This window comes from Fibrisoma limi BUZ 3 (assembly GCF_000296815.2).
Taxonomy (GTDB): domain Bacteria; phylum Bacteroidota; class Bacteroidia; order Cytophagales; family Spirosomataceae; genus Fibrisoma; species Fibrisoma limi.
This window is the reverse complement of record NZ_CAIT01000002.1, coordinates 1-1,602: the sequence shown is the minus strand read 5'-3', so window position 1 is coordinate 1,602 and position 1,602 is coordinate 1. Positions and strand designations below refer to the sequence as shown.

The 1,602-nt window shown below is 62.8% G+C and carries 1 protein-coding gene; it reads right to left on the bottom strand.

Annotated elements, in window-relative coordinates:
• Positions 1-1,602: SdrD B-like domain-containing protein (locus BN8_RS00220; RefSeq protein ID WP_144051542.1), on the bottom strand; the 1,602-nt coding region annotated here is incomplete at both ends.

Genomic DNA, 1,602 nt, shown 5'->3' with positions numbered 1-1,602 from the left:
CTAAGCCCGTCTCAGCCGCATCCTGCAAGCCGTTGCGGTTGGCATCGACAAAGACCTTGTCACCCAGGCTGGCCGGGCGGAAGAAGCCCGCATCCACCGTCAGGTTGCTCTCGTTGGCCGCTAACGTATAGCTGCCACTGCGACCTGTGATGGGGTCAGCGTCTGAGTCCGTGGCATCGTTGCCTACGTTGGCCACCGTGGCCGTGTAGCCCGTCGGGGTGGCGAACACCACCGTGTAGCTTACCCCCGGTGTCAAGCCCGTGAAGCTGTAGACACCACTGGCGTTGGTCGTCGTGGAAGCCACCGGTGTCACGCTGCCGTTGGCCAAGAGCTGTACGCTCACCCCGGCAATGCCAGCTTCGCCCGCATCCTGCTGGCCATTGGCGTTGGTGTCCTCGAACACCAGATCACCTAAGCTCGCCGTCAAGAGCGAGAAGCCCGCATCCACACTCGTATTGGTCTGGCCTGAGGCTAAGGTCACACTCTGCGTGATGCCGTTCACCGGATCACTGTCCAAGGTATCATCCCCGCCCTGGTCGGCTACACTGGCCGTGTAGTTCTGAGGAGCCGTGAAGCTCACTGAGTAAGGCACACCCGGTGTCAGGCCCGTGAAGCTGTAGACCCCATCGGCACCCGTCACCACGCTGGCTACCACCGTACCGTTGCTCACCAGGGTCACCGTCACCGACGCTAAGCCCGTCTCCGAGGGCTGTTGCAGCCCATCCCGGTTAGCATCGACAAAGACCTTGTCGCCCAGGCTGGCCGGGCGGAAGAAGCCCGCATCCACCGTCAGGTTGCTCTCGTTGGCCGCTAACGTGTAGCTGCCGCTGCGGCCCGTTACCGGGTCAGCGTCCGAGTCCGTCGCATCATTGCCTACGTTGGCCACCGTAGCGGTGTAGCCCGTTGGGGTGGCGAACACCACCGTGTAGCTCACCCCTGGTGTCAAGCCCGTGAAGCTGTAGACACCACTGGCGTTGGTCGTCGTGGAAGCCACCGGTGTCACGCTGCCGTTGGCCAAGAGCTGTACGCTCACCCCGGCAATGCCAGCTTCGCCCGCATCCTGCTGGCCATTGGCGTTGGTGTCCTCGAACACCAGATCACCTAAGCTCGCCGTCAAGAGCGAGAAGCCTGCATCCACACTCGTATTGGTCTGGCCTGAGGCTAAGGTCACACTCTGCGTGATGCCGTTCACCGGATCACTGTCCAAGGTATCATCCCCGCCCTGGTCGGCTACACTGGCCGTGTAGTTCTGAGGAGCCGTGAAGCTCACTGAGTAAGGCACACCCGGTGTCAGGCCCGTGAAGCTGTAGACCCCATCGGCACCCGTCACCACGCTGGCTACCACCGTACCGTTGCTCACCAGGGTCACCGTCACCGACGCTAAGCCCGTCTCCGAGGGCTGTTGCAGCCCATCCCGGTTAGCATCGACAAAGACCTTGTCACCCAGGCTGGCCGGGCGGAAGAAGCCCGCATCCACCGTCAGGTTGCTCTCGTTGGCCGCTAACGTATAGCTGCCACTGCGACCTGTGATGGGGGTCAGCGTCTGAGTCCCGTGGCATCGTTGCCCTAGTTGGCCACCGTGGCCGTGTAGCCCGTGGGGGT